Here is a 2,465-nt window from a genome sequence, read left to right on the forward strand (position 1 = left end):
CGAGGCCCAGAAGCGCGCGGCCGAGCAGAGCCGGGACGCCTACCAGAAGGCGCTCAGCGCGGCGGGGCTTGGCACCATCACCACGGAGCTGCTGCCGGCGCCGGAGTTCTACTTCGCCGAGGACTACCACCAGCAGTACCTGGCGAAGAACCCGGACGGCTACTGCGGCCTGGGTGGCACGGGCGTGAGCTGCCCGGTGGGCGTGGGAGTCTCCAGCCGGTAGGCCGCCCGGGCGGTCAGATCTTCCAAGATCTTTCGAATTGATCCAAACGGGTGAAGCCCACGTTCTTGATCTTCGCCCGCTCGAACGCCTTTTTTACTTCTTCCACCATGAGCACATACCCGACCGTTTGAGCCGGCATGAAGAAGTCGGAGCCATCCCAGGACTCGGGATCGAAGAAGAACCCCTTCCACACGGGGAAGATGCCGGCCGGACGGATCCGAGACACCTCGACACCTTTGGCCCAATCGATGTTTCCGCACCGGCCTGTGACGGCAAGACCGTGATAGCCAGGAACCAGTTCGCCCTGCTTGTCTTGGACGGAGACATCGTAGAGAGACCAGCCAGTGAACCCGTGTGACTGCAGCAGTTGCACCACGGAATCAGCGATGATGATCGGTGTTGCATACGTCGTCCACATCACTTGTTCAGCCGGCTTGGCACGCCCCATCGCCCACTTGACCGTAATTGGGTGAGCCGGGCGCAGTTCGGCGCGAGTCAAGGCGAAGGCTTCATCGGTGGTCTCTACGCCCAAATCGCCTCTGAACGCCCTGCTGTATCCAGACTCCCTAAGATAGAAAACCTTGTCGAAGCCTGGAAAAGCCTTAGTAGTTGACATGGAACCCAAACTCGTCTCCTAGCTCTCTTCCGAACTGAAGGATCTGCTCGAACGTAGGTTTAAGATCAAAGAACTCCTTCCACCGCCAGTTGTATTTGGCCGCGTTCTTGAGGTGGCTGGACTGCTCCCACCAAGCGCCGTACTTCGGGTCGTGGATGTTGATCCCCGCGTTCCGAAATTGTTTTTCGAACTCCTGAGGGAACACGTGATGGGCGTGCGCCTCCTTGGGCATCCGGCCCGTCAGGCGCGCGAGGTTCTCCCGGAAGTTGCCCTCTGTGAGGGGCCTGAAGCCACTGCCCGTCTTCTTTGAGTCCCCGGAGCCCTCCTCTGGAGCCTTGGGCGCTTCCATGAGGACGTAGAGGGCACCGGCCCCTGTGCCCAGCGCCGTCACCGTGATGCCTGCGGGGACCGCTATCTGCTCGACCGCCAGGGTCCCCTCGGCGGTGAGTGATAGCACCGGCAGTGCCGAACCCGCCGCAGCGATGCGCGCCGCTGTACCGGACGCGCTGCCGTAGAGCATGAGCAAGTGCGTGGACAGCCGGGCCGCCTCGCGAATCTGCTCCTGCAACGGAAGCGCCGAGTAGCGCGTGAAGTACTCAGGCGAGGAAGCGATAAGAGCGGCCACCGCGGACGGCAGTTGCTGGAGCCCCTGGAGGCTGCGCACCGGAGAAGTGACGAGTTGGGCCAGTGCCAGCCCCACCTCACCCAGCGCATCCCCGCTTCCATCGAGCGCGGCGTTGAGCCAGTCGCGCTCCAGGCCCAGTTCTCCCAGCAGTGGCCCAGAGGGGCGCAGCGAGTCGTCCACCGGATAGTAGACACCACCCTTGTCCCGGTAGAAGGCACCCACCTCGAAGGCGCCTGCCATGAGCTTGCCCTCGCGCAGCTCCACGCGGCCCATGCGCTGGAGAGGCTTTCCCGTGATGGCGCTGACCAGGTAGCCGTCTGGACGCATCACCACCAGGAAGTGGAAGGGACGGAGGCGCTGCAACAGCTCGGAATAAGGCACGTCCTCATCCCGGGCGAGCATCTGACGAAGCAGGTAGATCAGCGCGCGGCGTGGTCCGAAGCTGTGGAGGGTCGTCCGCGTCCGCGCGAGCGTCTCCCACAGCTTGTGCGCATCATCGGTCTCCAGTTCCTCTCCTGCCTCGTGCCAGGAGCCCTCCTCCAGGCCTGCCGACTGCTGCAGGAGTTGGAAATCATCCCGCTTCCCCAAGAAGCCGAGGCCACCGCTGCCTTGCGCAAACTCAGGCGGGAGCGCTTCGGCGCGTAAGGCGGAAGGACGACCCGAGACAGCGCTGGTCGCGCAGCCCGTCATCCACGTCAGCGCCACCATCCCCAGCAGCACCCACCAGAGCCTTCTCGCGTCATCAGGCTCGGTAGGCGTGGGAATCCCTAGCCCGCCAGCCGCCTGGGGCCCAACCGGGTTCAGCGGCACAGCGGCTGATCCGAGTCCCCCGCGCTGCTGGCGAGGACGCGGAGGAAGTCGGTCACCTGGGGCTCGCGTCCGCTCTCCCAGAGCGAGGCCTCGGCCCAGCACTGCACCCAGGACAGTCCCCAGTCCTCCGGCAGCGCGCTGCACTGGGCCCGGCGCGTGGCTCCGCGAGCGACGCTTTCCTTCTGCACCTC

General features: G+C 64.5%; 4 protein-coding genes. 1 reads left to right on the top strand and 3 read right to left on the bottom strand.

All coding sequences use genetic code 11. From position 1 onward, the window contains the following. A partial coding sequence (locus tag ACJ8AT_RS18900) for a peptide-methionine (S)-S-oxide reductase (RefSeq protein ID WP_407739160.1) occupies nucleotides 1–223 on the top strand: 223 nt, incomplete at its 5' end. A 13-nt stretch (nucleotides 224–236) separates the two neighbouring features. On the opposite strand, the gene ACJ8AT_RS18905 is transcribed toward ACJ8AT_RS18900, so the two are convergent. From ACJ8AT_RS18905 to ACJ8AT_RS18915, 3 genes are all read right to left on the bottom strand, one after another. Beyond that, entirely contained in the window at nucleotides 237–839 is a 603-nt protein-coding gene (locus tag ACJ8AT_RS18905) for a hypothetical protein (protein ID WP_407739161.1), read from the bottom strand. Beyond that, nucleotides 826–2,184, bottom strand: coding sequence for a hypothetical protein (locus ACJ8AT_RS18910; RefSeq protein ID WP_407739162.1), 1,359 nt, complete (start codon nucleotides 2,182–2,184; stop codon nucleotides 826–828). Before ACJ8AT_RS18910 ends, ACJ8AT_RS18905 begins: the two co-directional genes overlap by 14 nt. 80 nt (nucleotides 2,185–2,264) lie before the next feature. Further along, nucleotides 2,265–2,465, bottom strand: a 201-nt coding sequence (locus ACJ8AT_RS18915; RefSeq protein ID WP_407739163.1) for a hypothetical protein, incomplete at its 5' end; no start/stop codon positions are given.

Origin of the sequence: Hyalangium sp., assembly GCF_045802625.1 — a bacterium.
Lineage (GTDB): Bacteria > Myxococcota > Myxococcia > Myxococcales > Myxococcaceae > Hyalangium.

Bases quoted from the DNA above. Each gene is read 5' to 3' on its own strand.
- ACJ8AT_RS18905 (WP_407739161.1), bottom strand. From the start codon at position 839: ATGTCAACTACTAAGGCTTTTCCAGGCTTCGACAAGGTTTTCTATCTT.